Source organism: Bradyrhizobium sp. ORS 86, assembly GCF_045571475.1.
Lineage (GTDB): Bacteria > Pseudomonadota > Alphaproteobacteria > Rhizobiales > Xanthobacteraceae > Bradyrhizobium.
The window spans coordinates 219,474-235,982 of the sequence record NZ_CP120699.1; the positions used below are offsets into that span (position 1 = coordinate 219,474).

A 16,509-nucleotide genomic window follows, 5' to 3' on the forward strand; every position below is an offset into this window, starting at 1 on the left:
CCCTCCTACAAGGGGAGAGGCGAACCGGGTGTGCGGCCGCAGCCTCGCCTCAAACCTCCAGCACCGCGGTCACCGGCACGTGGTCGGACGGCCGCTCCCAGCCGCGGGCGTCGCGGGTGATCTTGAAATCACTGACCTGGTCCTTCAGCGCGCGCGAGACCCAGATGTGATCCAGCCTGCGGCCGCGGTCGCCCACGGTCCAGTCGGCGGCGCGGTAGCTCCACCAGGTGTAGACCTTTTCCGACATCGGAATCCGCTCGCGCGCGACGTCGAACCATTCGCCATGCATCTGCGCGGCGAGCAGCTTCTCGGTCTCGATGGGCGTATGCGAGACGATCTTCAGGAGCTGCTTGTGCGACCACACGTCGTTCTCATGCGGCGCGACGTTGAGGTCGCCGACCAGGATGTGGCGGTCGTCGCCGCGCGGATGCAGCGGCTCGCAGGCTTTCATCTCGTCGAGGAATTGCAGCTTGTGCTCGAACTTCGGATTGAGTGCGGGATCGGGGATGTCGCCGCCGGCCGGCACGTAGAAATTATGCAGCACCAGCGGCTTTGCGAGCTGTGCCTTCTCGCCGAACGACACCGAGATGTGGCGCGAATCGATCTTGTCGCAGAAGGTCCTGATGTCGGTGCTGTCGAACGGCAGCTTCGAGATGATGGCGACGCCGTGATAGCCCTTCTGCCCGTTCAGCGCGACGTGCTCATAGCCGAGCCGCTTGAAGCGCTTCAGGGGAAACGCATCGTCGATGCATTTGGTCTCCTGCAGGCACAGCACGTCCGGCCGCGCCGCCTTGATGAACTTGGCGACGGTATCGATGCGGAGCCGCACCGAATTGATGTTCCAGGTTGTGACGGTGAAACGCATGGGAGCCGCGTCTTAGCACGGTTCGCGCTGCGGATTTCAATTGTCCACAGGCCGGGAGCCGTGGTGCGTGACGAGCGTAGGATGGGTAGAGCGAAGCGAAACCCATCATTGCCGTACCGCGACACGATTGCGATGGGTTTCGCTGACGCTCTACCCATCCTACGCGAATCGGCTACCCCGGCGAGGTGCCCGGGTAGGTCGTGAAATCGATCTTGAACAGCGACGGATCGGGCTTCTGCGTCGCGTCGAGATTGTAGACGGCGACCGTGGTGTCGTAGCCCTGCGGATCGGTGACGGTCCACTGCTTCAGCTTGCCGTCCTTGGCGCCGACCATCAGCATCAGGCGCGAGGTGCCGACCAGTGCCTGCTTCTCCTCGATGGTGACGCTGACGTACACGTCGTCGGCGGTGACGCTGACGACGTTGGTATCCTTCATCAGATCGATGCGGTCGGACAGCAGGTAACGCAGCGGGGTCTGCGAGAGCGGATAGATGTCCTGGGTCGCGAGCCTGCGGTCGCGCACTGCGACCGACGAGCCGTCGGCGATGATCTCGACCGGGCTCGGATCGTCATATTCGAAACGCACCTTGCCGGGCTTCTGAATGTAGAAATCGCCCTTGGTCTTGGTGCCGTCGGGCCCGACCTGGACGAAATTTCCGACCAGCGTTTGCAGCGACGACAGGTAAGCCGAGACCTTCGCAGCTTGCGCTTTCTGGTTGGCGTCGAAGGTCTGGAAGATGCTGGCGGGCACGTTGCGGCGCGGATCGGGGATGATCGGCGTCGGCTCCTGGGTCGTGCCTGTGGTCTGCGGGCCCTTGTCCTGCGCGCTCATCTGCGTGCCGGCGTCCCGGCCCTTCTTGGGCGCTGGCTTCGGTGTCGGGACGTTCTGGGCGTCCACCGCGGTCATGGTGGTACCGGCAATCGCGGCGGAGACGAGGAGCGCCAGCGCGTAGCGCATGCCGCGGTGAGTGAGATGCTTTTCCATCAGATATGTCAGGTCTCTGTTCGACGCTCGTCCCGCTTGAGCGATCCTATAGCGCCTCATCCGAGGGAGATATGGTTTTTCCGTGATGATCTCAGATCAGAACTGGCCTTCTTCCTCGCCGACCAGAATTTCGCGCTTTCCGGCGTGATTCGCCGGCCCGACGATGCCCTCAAGTTCCATCCGCTCCATGAGCGATGCGGCGCGGTTATAGCCGATTTGCAGGCGGCGCTGAATGTAGGAGGTTGACGCCTTGCGGTCGCGCTTGACGATCGCAACCGCCTGCGTGAACAGGTCGCCGCCGCCGTCCCCACCCATGCCGGTGGAATCGAACACCGCGCCGTCCTCGTCGGTCGGCTCTTCCGCGGTCACCGCTTCCAGATATTCCGGCTGTCCCTGCGTCTTCAGGTGGCGCACCACCTTCTCGACTTCTTCATCCGAGGCGAACGGGCCGTGCACGCGGCTGATGCGGCCGCCGCCCGCCATGTAGAGCATGTCGCCCTGGCCGAGCAGTTGCTCGGCACCCATTTCACCCAAGATGGTGCGGCTGTCGATCTTCGACGTCACCTGGAAGGCGATGCGGGTCGGGAAGTTCGCCTTGATGGTCCCGGTGATGACGTCGACCGAGGGACGCTGCGTGGCGAGGATGACGTGCAGACCGGCGGCGCGTGCCATCTGCGCGAGGCGCTGCACCGCGCCTTCAATGTCCTTGCCGGCGACCATCATCAGGTCGGCCATCTCGTCGACGATGATGACGATGTACGGCAGCGGCTCGAGGTCGAGCTTTTCTTCCTCGTAAATCGCCTTGCCGGTTTCCTTGTCGAAGCCGGTGTGCACGGTGCGCGTCAGCTCTTCGCCCTTGGCCTTGGCCTCGACGAGGCGCGCATTGTAGCCGTCGATGTTGCGCACGCCGAGCTTGGCCATGCGCTTGTAGCGCTCTTCCATCTCGCGCACGGCCCATTTCAGCGCCACCACCGCCTTCTTCGGATCGGTGACGACAGGCGTGAGCAGATGCGGGATGCCGTCATAGACGGAGAGTTCGAGCATCTTCGGATCGACCATGATCAGGCGGCACTGATCCGGCCGCAGTCGGTAGACCAAGCTGAGGATCATGGTGTTGATCGCGACCGATTTACCAGAGCCGGTGGTGCCGGCGATCAGCATATGCGGCGTACGCGCGAGATCGATGATGACGGGATCGCCGCCGATCGTCTTGCCGAGACACAGCGGCAGCTTGGCGACCGACTCGGTGCTCTCCTTCGCGACCAGCAGCTCGCGCAGATACACCTTCTCGCGATGCGCGTTCGGCAGCTCGATGCCGATCGCGTTGCGCCCGGCGACCACGGCGACGCGGGCCGACAGCGCGCTCATCGAGCGAGCGATGTCGTCGGACAGGCCGATCACGCGCGACGACTTGATGCCGGGCGCAGGCTCGAGCTCGTACAGCGTGACGACCGGACCGGGATTGGCTTTGACGATTTCGCCGCGCACGCCGAAATCCTGCAGCACGCCTTCCAGCGCGCGCGAATTATTTTCCAGCTCGGCCTTGCTGAGCGGCTGGCGATCACTCGCCTTCGGCGCGGTGAGCACGGAGACGGACGGCAATTCGAACTTGTCGGAGGACTTCTTCTTGACGCGCGGCTCGGCCTTCTTGCGCGGGGCGCGGGCAACGGGAGCTTCCTCCTCTTCCTCCTCGTCGTCGAAAGATTCCGTGTCGTGCTCGACATCCTCGTCGTCGTCCTCGGCCACGGGCGCGATCGACGGCGCGGCGCGGCCTCCGCCGCCGAGATTGGGCTCCTGACGCTCGAAGGCCGCAGCGCGGCCCTGCGGCGCGCTCGAGACCAGCGATTTATAGGCTTTCGTGAACAGCCAGCCGAGTCGCGCCTTGGCGCTCATCATCGCGTGGAACAGCCAGCCGAGCGAGATCGAGCTGCGATCGTTCTCCTCTTCCTCCTCGACAAACGGCTCGTCGTCGTCGGTGATCTCGGTCAGCTCCGGATCGCTTTCCTTGGCGCCCCAGCCGCAGGCGAACAGGAAGCAGCCCGCCATCGCGATAAACAGGATCAGGCCGAGCACGACGCGATAGACGAAGCCGGGCGGCCCGAACACCACGGCAGGCGCGCGCACCAGCGCATCGCCGACCACGCCGCCGAGCCCGGTCGGTAGCGGCCATGCAGTGTTGTGCGGCCAGCAGCTCGCAAACCCCGCCGCGATCGCCGTGCACAGCACCCAGCAGCCGAGCCGCAGCGCTTCGCGGTCGAACGGACGATGCGTCAGCATCCGCCAGCCCCACACCGCGACCGGCAGCATCAGCATGATCGCGCCGAGCCCGAGGATCTGCATCAGCAGATCGGCGCCGATCGCGCCGGGGTAGCCGACGACGTTGCGGATCGCGCGCGAGGTGGCGTGGCTCAGAGAGGGATCCTGCACCGACCACGTCATCAGCGCCGCGGCGACGACGCCGGCGAGCGCGATCAACCCCAGCCCGGTCAGCTCACGCAACCGCCGCGCCAGCGACTCGCGGATGGAGTGCGGCAAATGGCCGACCAGGGGGATGACACGTTCGATCGCTGGCATGCTCAATCTTCGCGCTTCGCGATTAACCCAGGGTTTCGACCAGCCGGTGCAACGCCTCGGCCGTGGATTCACTGTCGGAGACGAGCGCGAGCCGGATATAGCCCGCGCCCGGATTGGAACCGTCGCTCTGCTCGCGCGCCAGATAACTGCCGGGAATCACGCGGACGCCGGCGTCGCGATAGAGTCTGACCGCCGCGGCCTCGTCGCCGCCGCGCTGCGAGACGTCGAGCCAGACGCAGAAGCCGCCCGCGGGGCGCTTGTAGCCGTAGCGGTTGCCGAGGATCTGGTCGGCGAGATCGAACTTGATGCGATAGAGCCTGCGGTTCTCCTCGACATGCGCCTCGTCGCTATAGGCCGCGACGGCGACATGCTGTAGCGGCACCGGCACTTGTGGCGCGGCGACGTTGCGTAGCTCATGGAACGCGGCCAAAAACTTTTTATCGCCGGCGGCGAAGCCGACCCGCATGCCCGGCAGGTTGGAGCGTTTCGACAGCGACTGGAACGCGACGACGTTGGTGAAGTCGGGCCCGGCACATTCCAGCGCGCTGCCCGGCGCCTCCCGGGTGTAGATCTCCGAGTAGCACTCGTCGCTGAGGATCATGAAGCCGAAGCGGTCGGCGAGCTGCTTCAGGCGGGTGAAGTAGGTGCGCGAGGCGACCGAGCCTTGCGGGTTGGCGGGCGAGGCGATGAAGAATGCCACGGTGCGCGCCAGCGTCGCCTCGTCGATCGAATCGAGATCGGGCAGGAAGCCGTTGGCGAGCGTGGTCGGCAGATAGATCTGCTCGCAGCCGGCGGCGCGGGCGCCGGCGCCATAGGCGGGATAAAATGGGTTCGGCATCAGGATCGCCGGCCGACCTTTTCGCGGGGCGACATAGCGTGCCGCGGTGATCGCGGCGAAAAACAGCCCCTCGCGGCTGCCGTTCAGCACCAGAACCTCGCTCTCGGGATCAACCGGGCGCGGCAGCCGGAATCGGCTCGACAGCCAAGTCGCGACCGCGCGGCGGAACGGCTCGATGCCCTTGGCGATCGGGTAGCGGCCGAACTCGGCGGTATGCTTTGCCAGCACTGGCCCGACGAAATCCGGAACCGGGTGCTGCGGTTCGCCCAATGACAGCGTAATCAATGGCTTAGCCGGCTGGTAGGGCGCCAGCAGCTCGGTCGTGCGTAGGAACGGGGAACGCTCGGCCTGGCCGGCGGAAGCGACATTGCCGGCGCCCTGCGCCGCGCCGAATGAGGCGGTCATTGCCATGTTTGAAGCGCCAGCACTTTCACTGCGGTCGGGAATGGGAAGGGCCGACCGTAAACTGATCCAATCACCATAGATAGGGCGAGGTTAAGACGCGATTAACCATCGGCGGTGGGCCGTGATCTGCGAGGCGCGACCGATGAAAGTTGGAAGCGAGCATGCATTTGCGTGTCCCGCTTTACCCGCCATTAAGGCCGTATCGCGCTGCACAAGTTCCTTCAGCAATTGGCAAGATGCCTCGGACGAATGATCCGCCATTCGGAAGTCGCAGGGGGGCATGGCCATCAAGATCGAGACACACGGCGATGTGGTGCGCCGCACCGGCAAGGTCATGGCGGTCGCAGCAGTGGCGAGCGCGGTGATGTCGTTCACCATGGTCGCGCTGGCGTTCGGCTTTGACTTCGCTGCGCCGATGACGGTCGGGCAGATGCAACTCTTCGGACTCACGGCGGGCGTCTTCATCGCGTTGTCGCTGAGCGGCGGCATGTCCTATCGTTCGGGGCGTTTGATGCTGGAGCTGGCGCAGACCCGCCGCGAGCTCGCGCAGATCTCCCAAACCGATCAGTTGACCGGCCTGTTGAACCGGCGCGGCTTCGACGCCGCGGCCGCGAGCGCGCTCGATCAGGCGGAAGCCGATGGCGCATCGGCGGCGGTGCTGATGTGCGACATCGATCATTTCAAGTCGATCAATGACCGCTACGGGCACGACATCGGCGACAGGGTGCTGGTCGAGATCGCCGATGTGCTGCGCCAGTTCGCGATCCGGCGCGGCGCTCTGGTGGCGCGGTACGGCGGCGAGGAATTCGCCGTCGTTCTCACCGGGCTCAGTGGTGAGCAGGCCGCGCACCGCGCTGAGGAAATCCGCCGCGACTGCGCAGGCCGAACGATCCTCGATGACGTTACGCCGCTCCCGGTGACGATCAGCATCGGCTTCACCGTCAAGGCGAGCGGGTTCGAGCTGGGCGAGCTGATGCGCACGGCCGACCAGGCCCTCTACACCGCCAAGCGTCACGGCCGCGATCGCGTCGAGCACGCCCGCGACGCGGCGTGACCTGGTTGTTCGGTCGGTCCATCCGCGGCTCGTCAAGCCCGGCCATGACGGGCCACAGCGGCTCAGTGCGCCGGCAGCTTGTCGAATGCCGGCATGCCGTCGGGCACGTGGTGGTAGGCCTGCTTGTCGCAGGTGTAGATCGCGAGCTGCGGATTGAAGAGGCTTGGATCGTCGAAGGTGCCAACCTTCAGGATCGCGGCGGGCAGGCCGGGCGCTTTGGTCGCCAGATGGGTGCCGCACTCGGGACAGAACTCGCGCGTCACGGCGCGGCTGAGATCCTTGCGCGTGAACTGCTTGGGCTCGCTCGCGGTGTATTTGAATCCGCCGATTGGCATTGCCATGAACATGTTCGGCCCGCCGCCGGTGATGTACTGGCATTCCCGGCAATGGCATTGCGCTGCCATCATCGGCTCGCCCTCGGCCTCGTAGCGCACCTTACCGCAATAGCAGCCGCCTTCGACCCTCATGACGTCCTCCCTGTGTTTGTTGTTCTGTTGTCCTCTTGACTGCCGTTCCACAATGGTAGTCGATTTCGACAATAGTTTCTCAAGGGAATGAAAAAAGAAAGGGGCTCCAACTTGCGCTGGAGCCCCTCAACGGTCCGGGCATTGCCGGGTATGTGCCCGGACCGTAGTTCTGGGAACGACCGCTTGGGAGGTCGCGTCCCGGGAGAACTCACATATTGTAGGCGCGCTCCGTGTGCTCGGTGATGTCGAGGCCTTCGCGCTCGGTCTCGACGTTGGCGCGCAGGCCGACGATCACGTCGACGATCTTGTAGAGGATCGCCGAACCGATGCCCGACCACACCAGCGTGGTGCAGACGCCCCAAACCTGCGAGAGCATCTGCGCGGCGAAGTCGTAGTCAGCGACCTTCGGCGGAATGGCGGTGTAGTCGATGATGCCGGCGCCGCCGAGCGCCGGGTTGACCAAGATGCCGGTGCCGAGCGCACCGACGATGCCGCCGACGCAGTGGACGCCGAACACGTCGAGCGAGTCGTCGTAGCCGAGCGCGTTCTTCACGACGGTGCAGAAGAACAGGCAGACCACACCGACCACGAGGCCAAGCACGATCGCGCCCATCGGACCGGAGAAACCGGCCGCCGGCGTCACCGCGACGAGGCCTGCGACCGCGCCGGACAGCGCGCCGAGCAGCGAGGGATGGCCCTTGATGATCCACTCCGCGAACATCCAGGACAGCGCCGCCGCGGCCGTGGCCACGAAGGAGTTGGTCATGGCGAGCGCGGCGCCGCCATTGGCTTCAAGGTTCGAACCGGCATTGAAGCCGAACCAGCCGACCCAGAGCAGCGAGGCGCCGATCATGGTCATGGTCAGCGAGTGCGGAGCCATCAGCTCCTTGCCGTAGCCGGTGCGCTTGCCGATCAGCAGCGCGCCGACGAGACCGGCGATGCCGGCGTTGATGTGCACCACGGTGCCGCCTGCGAAGTCGATCGCACCCTTCTTGAAGATCCAGCCGGCATCGGCGTTGATCTCGTCGAGCTTGGCCTGCGCCGCGGTCTTCGCCGCGCCGTCAGCAGCCGCGGCGAGCGCCTTGGCGGCATCCTGGATCGCGTCCGGACCGGGCCAGTACCAGACCATGTGCGCGATCGGGAAGTAGATCAGCGTCACCCAAAGCGGGATGAACAGCGCGATCGCCGAGAACTTCATGCGCTCGGCAAAGGCGCCGACGATGAGGGCGGGCGTGATCGCCGCGAAGGTCATCTGGAAGCAGACATAGACCAGTTCCGAGATGTTGGCGTCCACCGAGAAGGTCGCCGCCTTGGAGTCCGTGGTCACGCCCATCAGGAAGGCCTTGGAGAAGCCGCCGATGAAGTCGGAACCGCCGGTGAAGGCGAGGCTGTAGCCGTAGAGGGCCCAGAGCACGGTGACGACGCAGACCGTGTAGAACACCTGCGCCAGCACCGAGAGCATGTTCTTGGAGCGGACCAGACCGCCGTAGAACAGCGCGAGGCCCGGGATGGTCATCAACAGCACCAGCACCGTCGAGGTGAGCATCCAGGCGTTGTCGCCCTTGTTGATGGTTGGCTCGGCGTGAGCGGCAGTCGCGGCGAACAGGCCGACTGCGAGGGCCGCCAGTCCCGCGCCTGAGGGACGCTTGAACGTCATGTTGTCTTACTCCTGAGGTCTTTATGGTTTGAGCGCGAAATCAGAGGGCCGCGGCATCGGCCTCGCCGGTGCGGATGCGCACCGCATGCTCGAGGCTGATGACGAAGATCTTGCCGTCGCCGATCTGTCCGGTCTTGGCGGCTGAAGTGATGGCCTCGATGGTCTTGTCGACCTGGTCGGAGCCGATCGCGACCTCGATCTTGATCTTGGGCAGGAAGCTCACCGCATATTCGGCGCCGCGATAGATTTCCGTGTGGCCCTTCTGACGTCCGTAACCTTTGACTTCCGTCACCGTGAGACCGTGAACGCCAATGGCGGTCAGGGCATCACGGACCTCTTCGAGCTTGAATGGCTTAATGATCGCCATAACAATTTTCATGAGTCCTATCCCCGCTTGGGCCCGGCGCGAAACACCGGGAGAATTGTGACTGAGGTTCACCACGCGGAGAGCATCCACTACGCGGGCACAGCCGGGACCTTTAGAATCAAATGCCGTGCCAGATCGGACGGCTCAGCTAATGGATTATGAATCCGGACCTTTTCCCGCTTTGCGGGAGGTGTTCGGCACTGCGCCATTCCGCCGCGCCTAAAATATCATCAGCACTGTTCAAAACGCGGGCACGACAGACTCCGGACACAATTCTGCCCAGCTGTGGAGCAGTCCGCCGAAGTGCTGGCGGAACTTTCATCTTGATTGCAGAAGGGCCCAGAACCTCCCCTTGAAAGGGGAGGTCGCTTTGCTCGCCAGAGCAAAGCGGGTGGGGATCTTCTCTCTCCGCATGCACCGCGTCGCCTGCGGCAGACCCCCATCCCGACCTTCCCCCTTTCAGGGGAAGGGGAAGATGGAGCTGTCGCCCGAGCCAACGACTGCGCGAAGTGCCGATGAGAGGTTCTGCGAGATCGCGTTTCAGGTCGCCTCGCGTTCCGCAAGAACCCTGTCGATCAATCCCCAGTCGAGCGCCTGCTGTGCGGTCATGAAGTGATCGCGGTCCAGCGTCCGCTCCACCTCCGCTTCGCCGCGCCTGCAATGCTGCGCGTAGAGCCGGATGATGCGCCGTTTGGTCTCCTGCATCTCGGTGGCGTGGATCAAGATGTCGGAGGCCTGGCCTTGGAAGCCGCCGAGCGGCTGGTGCATGTGCAGGCTGGCATTCGGCAAGGCGGCGCGGTGACCGGGCTCGCCGGCCATCAGCAGGAACGAGCCCATCGAGCGCGCGGTGCCCATGCACAGCGTATGCACCGGCGCCTTGATGAACTGCATGGTGTCGTACATCGCAAGCCCGCTGGTGATCACGCCGCCATAGGAGTTGATGTAGAGATTGATCGGCTTGTTCGGATTCTCCGCCTCCAGGAACAGGAGCTGCGCGCAGACCAGGCCGGACATGGCGTCATTGACCTCGCCGTTCAGGAAGATGATGCGCTCGCGCAGCAGCCTGGAATAGATGTCGAAGGACCGTTCGCCGCGGGTGGATTGTTCGACAACCATAGGGACGAGTTGCAGCATGTCGCGCATCGGCGACCTCCCTTTCAGCAGGTGATGAAGTCGTTTGCCGTCAGGCCGCGCGCATCAGCCAGCGGCCGTTGCTGTTGGCTGCCCGCGGCAGCGGTCGTCTGGCGTCGCAGGCCACCTGAATGATGCGAAACCGGGTGCCGCCGGCCTCGTTCGGCTCGATCCGGAAGGTGACGTGGCTCTCGCGAAACGGCGGCTCGGACTCGCGGAGCCGGTAGCGCACCTCCTCGCCCGCGACCGACGATTCCGGCTCGGCTCCGGCAAGGTCGGCATCGGGCAACCAGCGCTGGCGCAGCGCGGGAATGGTCACGGCGCGCCAGACCTTTTCCGGCGGCGCATCGAGCTCATATTCGAGCACCAGGGCGGCGTCGGCGTGATCGGCCTCAACTGCATCGCTCATTGATCCATGTCCTTCAGCAAGTCGGTGAGTGCTTCGATGCGCTTCGGCCAGTAGGCGCGATAGCGCGCAAGCCATGTCCCGATGGTGGCGATCCCGTCCGGGTCGACTTCATAATTGACGAAGCGGCCCTGCCGCTGCTCGCGCACCAGGCCGGCCGCGCGGAGCACCGCGAGATGCTGCGACATCGCCGGTTGGCTGATCTCCAGCCCGTCGCGCAAGGCGCTGGCATTCAGGCTTCCGCCAGCGAGTTTTTCAAAGACCTTTCGGCGCGTGGGATCGGCCAGCGCCTTGAAGATGTCGGCTTCGATCATGCCGACACATAAGCATACACTTATGTGTCGCGCAAGGCCAAAGATCTCAAGAGATTCGATGGCGACCCGCTTCCCGGGGAACCGCAATCGCGTCAGCGGGCTTACTGCAGCGCCTCGCCGTGCTGGGTGATGTCGAGGCCCTCCAGCTCCTGCTGCACCGAGACGCGCAGCGGGACGAAGGCGCTGACCAGCTTGAGCAGCACGAAGGTTATGCCGCCGCACCAGACAAGCGTGACGGCGACGCCGTAGAGCTGGATCAGGAGCTGCTTCGGGTTGCCCTCGAGCAGCCCCGACGTGCCGCAGATCGCCGACGCCGCGAACACGCCCGCCAGCAGCGTGCCGGTCAGGCCGCCGATGCCGTGGACGCCGAACACGTCGAGCGAGTCGTCATACTTGAAGCGGTGCTTCAGCCAGGTGCAAGCCCAATAGCAGACCAGGCCGGCAATGATGCCGATGATCACGCCGTGCCACGGCGCGACGTAGCCGGAGGCCGGCGTGATGGTACCAAGGCCGGCGACCGCGCCGGAGATCATGCCGAGCACCGACGGCTTGCGGCGCGTCGCCCATTCGATGCCGCCCCAGGTCAGCGCCCCCGCGCAGGCTGCGAGATGGGTGGCGGTGATCGCCATCACCGCGCGCGAATTGGCCGCAAGCGCCGAGCCACCGTTGAAGCCGAACCAGCCAACCCACAGCAGGCCGGTGCCCATCACGGCGAGCGACAGATCGAACGGCGACAGGTTGTCGTGGCCATAGCCGTGGCGATTGCCCATCACCTTGGCCGCCACCAGTCCGCTCACGCCGGCGGAGAGGTGCACGACGAGGCCGCCAGCGAAATCGAGCACGCCGGTCGAGGCGAGGAAACCGCCGCCCCACACCCAATGCGCCAGCGGCACATAGGCGAAGATGAACCAGCCGATCGAGAACAACACATAGGCAGAGAAACGCATGCGGTCGGCGACCGAGCCCGCGACCAGCGCCACCGTGATGATCGCGAACGTCATCTGGTACAGCATGAACAGCGCTTCGGGGATCGTCTTGGCTGCCGGATTGATGCTGTCCATCGTCAGGCCCGCGAGGAACCAGCGGTCGAGCGAGCCGAGCCAGGGACCGTCGCCGACAAAGGCCAGCGAATAGCCGAAGGTGACCCAGAGGATCGAGACGATCGCCACCGCCGTGAGGCTCTGCGCCATCGTCGCCAGCACGTTCTTCTTGCGCACCATGCCGGAGTAGAACAGCGCAAGCCCGGGGATCGTCATCATCAGCACCAGCGCGGTGGCGACGATCATCCAGGCGGTGTCGGCGGCGCTGACGGTCGAATTGGCCGCGTCCTGCGCGAAGGCCGGCGAGCCCAGCGCAAGCAGGATTGCGGCATTGATCGGCGCAGCGATTTTCGCTGCACGAAGAGCCCGTGCCCTCATCATCATTCCTCGGCGTGGGGTGATTTTTGCGCGCCGGCGTCGTTGCCGGCGGCGATCATGAACTGAAGTCTCAGAGCGCGTCGTTGTCGGTCTCGCCGGTGCGGATGCGCAGGGCGTGGTCGATCGGCGTCACGAAGATCTTGCCGTCGCCGATCTGGCCGGTGCGCGCGTGCTGGGTGATGACGCTGACCGCCTTTTCGGCGAGGTCGGAATCGACCGCGATCTCGATCCTGAGCTTGGGCAGGAAGTTCACGACATATTCGGCGCCGCGATAGATCTCCGTATGGCCTTTCTGGCGGCCATAGCCCTTCACCTCGGTCACCGTCATACCGTGGACGCCGATCGCTGTCAGCGCCTGGCGTACCTCGTCCAGCTTGAACGGCTTGATGATCGCGACGACGAGTTTCATGGTCAGGCCTTCATTCCCTTGAGGTTTTCCGCATGCGCCCCGTTCCCTGGGCGTCACCCGCCGACCAGGCGGCCAGCGTCCTGCGTCCACCAAATCTGGCATCTTTCTGGGCACATGGCACAAAAAACTTGCAGGTTGAAGGGGAAAACGTGCCCAGCGCGTGGGCTCCGTCACTATACGGGATCAGAACCCTCGGCCAGAATGGGGCTTTCCCGCTGGCCGGCGGCCTCGCTGGCTCATTCTCCGCTGCGTTCCCGCCCCGAGGACGACAAACATGCCGAACCGAACCTGGTTTTATGCATCGGAAGGCCAGCAGAGAGGTCCCCTGCCGGAGGCGCAGCTCCGCGACCTGATCGCCCGCGGGACGGTGCGGGCCGATACGCTGGTCTGGACCGAAGGGATGGCCGGCTGGCAGAAGGCGGGTGACGTTCCGGGCCTCATGCCAGGCGCCGCCGCGTCGCCAGCATTCCCGCAGGCCGGCGGTCCGGCGGTGGCCTCGGCAAGCTCCGGCGGCGGACAATTGTCGATCGATTTCGGCATCTGGCAATTCATCTGGCGCACGGTGGTGTTCGCGATCGCAAGTGCCTTCGTCATTCCGCTGCCATGGATGCTGGTCTGGTACCTCAAATGGCTGATCCCGTGCGTGCACGTGCCCTCGCGGCCAAATCTCAGTTTTGAGGGGAGCGCAATGACGGTCGTGCCCTGGTTCTTCGGCGCGGTTTTGCTCATCCTCGCGGTGTCGATGCTCGAGGGTCAGTTGCTCAATCTTCTGATCGCCCTGGTCGAGATCGCCTTGTACTGGCTGTTCCTGAAATGGCTGGTCGCCAATATCGCCTCCAACGGGCAACTGCTCGGGCTGACCTTCACCGGCTCGTTCTGGGCCTATCTCGGCTGGACCCTGCTGGCGGCGATCTCGTTCATCACGATCATCGGCTGGGCGTGGGTCTATGCCGCCTGGACGCGCTGGTTCTGCCAGAACATTCAGGGCACGCGCCACGACGTCACCTTCAACGGCACCGGGCTGGAGTTCCTGTGGCGCGGCATCGTGACCTTTATCGGCATCGCCTTCGTCATCCCGATCCCATGGGTGTATCGCTGGATGATGCGCTGGATCGCGTCGCAGACCGCGCTGGTGCAGCGAGGCACGCAGCCGGGCGTGTAACCGGTGTGAGTATGACCTCCGCACAAACGCTGACCGTTTGCGCTGGGATGAGGTTCCTGTTTGACGCGTTTTCTTCGCGCGAACCGGGGCCTACTTCGCTCGAAAGTGATCTACGCCTTGCGTTCGCGCACCGAGCCTTCCTGCGCGACCGAGGCGACCAGCGTGCCGTCGGGCTTGAAGATCAGGCCGCGCGTCAAACCGCGACCTGATTGCGCGCTCGGCGAATCCTGCGCGTAGAGCAGCCATTCGTCGGCGCGGAACGGGCGGTGAAACCACATCGCGTGGTCGAGGCTCGCCGGCATCATGCGCTTGTCGAACAGCGTGCGGCCGTAGCGCGCCATGACAGCATCGAGCAGCGAGAAGTCCGATGCATAGGCAAGCGCGCACATGTGCAGCGCCGGATCGTCGGGCAGCTTGGCGGCGGTGCGGATCCAGACATGGATGCGGCCATCGTCGATCTTTTGGCCGAAGTAGCGGCCGAGCTCGACCGGGCGCAGCTCGATCGGCCGATCGGATTCGTAGTAGCGACGGATGAACTCCGGCATCTCCTTGAACATCGGCTGCTTCGACACTTCCTCCGCTGTCAGCTTCTCCGGCGGCGGCACCTCGGGCATCTTCTCCTGATGATCGAACGCGCCCTGCTCCTCGGCGTGGAACGACACCATGATCGAGAAGATCGCATTGCCGTGCTGGATCGCGGTGACGCGGCGGGTGGTGTAGCTCTTGCCGTCGCGCAGGCGCTCGACCTGGTAGATGATCGGAATCTGCGGATCGCCGGGCAGAATGAAATAGCAATGGATCGAGTGCGGCAGGCGGCCCTCGACGGTGCGGCACGCCGCGACCATTGCCTGTCCGATCACCTGGCCGCCGAACACGCGCTGCCAGCTTGTCTTCGGGCTGTTGCCGCGGAACAGATTCACCTCGAGTTGCTCGAGATCGAGGATGGACAGCAGGTCGATCAGGCTCTTGGACATGTTGAAGCTTTCGGCCGTCATTCCGGGCGATGCGTTAGCATCGAACCCGGAATCCAGAGGTTGGGGCGCGAGATTCCGGGTTCGCGCTGCGCGCGCCCCAGAATGACAGTCGCCAGGTTAGACACCTTGTTTCTGTCCTCTGTTTCGCCCAGCTATTATCAGGTAGCAAGCACAGTCTGAGAGCGCCAAACGCGTAAAGGAAGGGCATGGCGGGACAGCGAAGTATTGTCATCTGCGGGGGCGCGTTTGCCGGGCTGGCGCTGGCCGTGGCGCTCCGCCAAGGGCTCGGGCCAGACGTGGCCGTCATCGTCGCCGATCCGGCACTGGGCATGCGGCCAAGCCGCGACCCGCGCGCGACCGCGATCGTGGCCGCCTGCCGGCGGCTGTTCGAGACGCTCGGCGTCTGGGGCCAGGTCGCGCCGACCGCGCAGCCGATCACGGACATGGTGGTCACCGATTCCAAGCTGCAGGACGCCACCCGCCCGGTGTTCCTGACCTTCGCCGGCAATGTCGCGCCCGGTGAGCCGTTCGCGCATATGGTCGAGAACCGCCATCTGATCGATGCGCTCGCGGCGCGCGCCGAGGCCGAGGGCGTCGAGCTGCGCGCCACCGCGGTGTCGAGCTATGACGCCCGGACCGACGGCATCAGCGTGACCTTGGCCGACGGCACCATGGTCGATGCGAGCCTGCTGGTGGCGGCCGACGGCGCGCGCTCGAAGCTGCGCGAACGCGCCGGCATCGCGACCCATGGCTGGGAGTACGATCAATCCGGCATCGTCGTCACGGTCGGACATGAGCGGGAGCACAACGGCCGCGCCGAGGAGCATTTCCTGCCCGCAGGTCCGTTCGCAATCCTGCCGCTGACCGGCAATCGCTCCTCGCTGGTGTGGACCGAGACGCGCAAGGATGCTGCGCGCATCGTGGCGTTGAGTGATGAGGAATTCCACGCCGAGCTCGAGCAGCGCTTCGGGCTGCGTCTCGGCGAGGTCAAGGCGCTCGACAAGCCGCGCGCGTTTCCGCTCGGCTATTTCGTCGCGCGCTCTTTCATCGCCGAGCGGCTGGCGCTGATCGGCGACGCCGCGCATGTGATCCACCCGATCGCGGGGCAGGGCCTCAACATGGGCCTGAAGGATGTCGCGGCGCTGGCCGAGGTCGTCGTCGACGCTGCGCGGCTCGGCATGGATCCCGGTCAAGCCGATGTGCTCGAGCGCTATCAGCGCTGGCGGCGCTTCGACACCATGGCGATGGGCGTTGCCACCAACTCGCTGAACGTCCTGTTCTCCAACGAATCGACGTTGCTGCGCACCGTGCGCGACATCGGATTGGGCCTTGTCGACCGCGCGCCGCCGCTGAAGGAGATGTTCATCCGGCAGGCAGCGGGACTGTCGGGTGAAGTGCCGCGGCTGTTGAAGGGCGAGGCGCTGTAAGCTCTCGTAGCCCGGATGCAGCGAAGCGAAATCCGGGGAAGCATCTCCAGGGAGGG

The 16,509-nt window shown here is 64.9% G+C and carries 16 protein-coding genes; 3 read left to right on the forward strand and 13 right to left on the reverse strand.

The annotated features are described in order from the left end of the window. Positions 1-49: 49 nt before the first annotated feature. From P6U25_RS01035 to P6U25_RS01050, 4 genes are all read right to left on the reverse strand, one after another. Positions 50-865: an exodeoxyribonuclease III gene (locus tag P6U25_RS01035; protein ID WP_407149592.1), complete on the reverse strand. Its 816-nt coding sequence runs from the start codon at positions 863-865 to the stop codon at positions 50-52. Positions 866-1,037: 172 nt separating this feature from the next. Continuing rightward, a complete protein-coding gene (locus tag P6U25_RS01040; RefSeq protein ID WP_407149593.1) occupies positions 1,038-1,850 on the reverse strand; it encodes an outer membrane lipoprotein carrier protein LolA in 813 nt (270 codons plus the stop codon). A 96-nt stretch (positions 1,851-1,946) separates the two neighbouring features. Further along, a complete protein-coding gene (locus tag P6U25_RS01045) occupies positions 1,947-4,430 on the reverse strand; it encodes a DNA translocase FtsK (RefSeq protein ID WP_407149594.1) in 2,484 nt (827 codons plus the stop codon). Between the two features lie 16 nt (positions 4,431-4,446). Then, on the reverse strand, positions 4,447-5,673 hold the full coding sequence (locus tag P6U25_RS01050; protein WP_407149595.1) for an aminotransferase class I/II-fold pyridoxal phosphate-dependent enzyme: 1,227 nt from the start codon (positions 5,671-5,673) through the stop codon (positions 4,447-4,449). A gap of 307 nt (positions 5,674-5,980) precedes the next feature. Here P6U25_RS01050 and P6U25_RS01055 point away from each other — a divergent pair, with 307 nt between their 5' ends. Further along, positions 5,981-6,721: a GGDEF domain-containing protein gene (locus P6U25_RS01055; RefSeq protein ID WP_407149596.1), complete on the forward strand. Its 741-nt coding sequence runs from the start codon at positions 5,981-5,983 to the stop codon at positions 6,719-6,721. Positions 6,722-6,783: 62 nt separating this feature from the next. Here P6U25_RS01055 and P6U25_RS01060 read toward each other — a convergent pair whose 3' ends face one another. From P6U25_RS01060 to P6U25_RS01095, 8 genes are all read right to left on the reverse strand, one after another. After that, entirely contained in the window at positions 6,784-7,188 is a 405-nt protein-coding gene (locus P6U25_RS01060) for a GFA family protein (RefSeq protein WP_407149597.1), read from the reverse strand. Positions 7,189-7,396: 208 nt separating this feature from the next. Continuing rightward, positions 7,397-8,845: an ammonium transporter gene (locus P6U25_RS01065; protein WP_407149598.1), complete on the reverse strand. Its 1,449-nt coding sequence runs from the start codon at positions 8,843-8,845 to the stop codon at positions 7,397-7,399. Between the two features lie 40 nt (positions 8,846-8,885). Next, entirely contained in the window at positions 8,886-9,224 is a 339-nt protein-coding gene (locus tag P6U25_RS01070) for a P-II family nitrogen regulator (protein WP_407149599.1), read from the reverse strand. Positions 9,225-9,752: 528 nt separating this feature from the next. Continuing rightward, entirely contained in the window at positions 9,753-10,355 is a 603-nt protein-coding gene (locus P6U25_RS01075; RefSeq protein ID WP_407149601.1) for an ATP-dependent Clp protease proteolytic subunit, read from the reverse strand. 40 nt (positions 10,356-10,395) lie between these two features. After that, positions 10,396-10,752, reverse strand: a complete 357-nt coding sequence (locus P6U25_RS01080) for an SRPBCC domain-containing protein (protein WP_407149602.1) — start codon at positions 10,750-10,752, stop codon at positions 10,396-10,398. After that, a complete protein-coding gene (locus P6U25_RS01085; protein ID WP_407149603.1) occupies positions 10,749-11,063 on the reverse strand; it encodes an ArsR/SmtB family transcription factor in 315 nt (104 codons plus the stop codon). Before P6U25_RS01085 ends, P6U25_RS01080 begins: the two co-directional genes overlap by 4 nt. A gap of 101 nt (positions 11,064-11,164) precedes the next feature. Further along, on the reverse strand, positions 11,165-12,487 hold the full coding sequence (locus tag P6U25_RS01090) for an ammonium transporter (protein ID WP_407149604.1): 1,323 nt from the start codon (positions 12,485-12,487) through the stop codon (positions 11,165-11,167). Positions 12,488-12,551: 64 nt separating this feature from the next. Beyond that, the gene (locus P6U25_RS01095) at positions 12,552-12,890 is read right to left on the reverse strand and encodes a P-II family nitrogen regulator (protein ID WP_407149605.1); all 339 of its coding nucleotides are present in this window, start codon (positions 12,888-12,890) and stop codon (positions 12,552-12,554) included. A 274-nt stretch (positions 12,891-13,164) separates the two neighbouring features. Here P6U25_RS01095 and P6U25_RS01100 point away from each other — a divergent pair, with 274 nt between their 5' ends. Continuing rightward, positions 13,165-14,052 carry a DUF4339 domain-containing protein gene (locus tag P6U25_RS01100; protein WP_407149606.1) on the forward strand — a complete coding sequence of 296 codons (888 nt, stop codon included), beginning with the start codon at positions 13,165-13,167 and terminating at the stop codon, positions 14,050-14,052. Positions 14,053-14,162: 110 nt separating this feature from the next. On the opposite strand, the gene tesB is transcribed toward P6U25_RS01100, so the two are convergent. Further along, complete coding sequence (tesB, locus tag P6U25_RS01105) at positions 14,163-15,026, reverse strand: acyl-CoA thioesterase II (protein ID WP_407149607.1); 864 nt, start codon at positions 15,024-15,026, stop codon at positions 14,163-14,165. Between the two features lie 206 nt (positions 15,027-15,232). Here tesB and P6U25_RS01110 point away from each other — a divergent pair, with 206 nt between their 5' ends. Then, a complete protein-coding gene (locus tag P6U25_RS01110; RefSeq protein ID WP_407149608.1) occupies positions 15,233-16,453 on the forward strand; it encodes a ubiquinone biosynthesis hydroxylase in 1,221 nt (406 codons plus the stop codon). Positions 16,454-16,509: the final 56 nt, after the last annotated feature.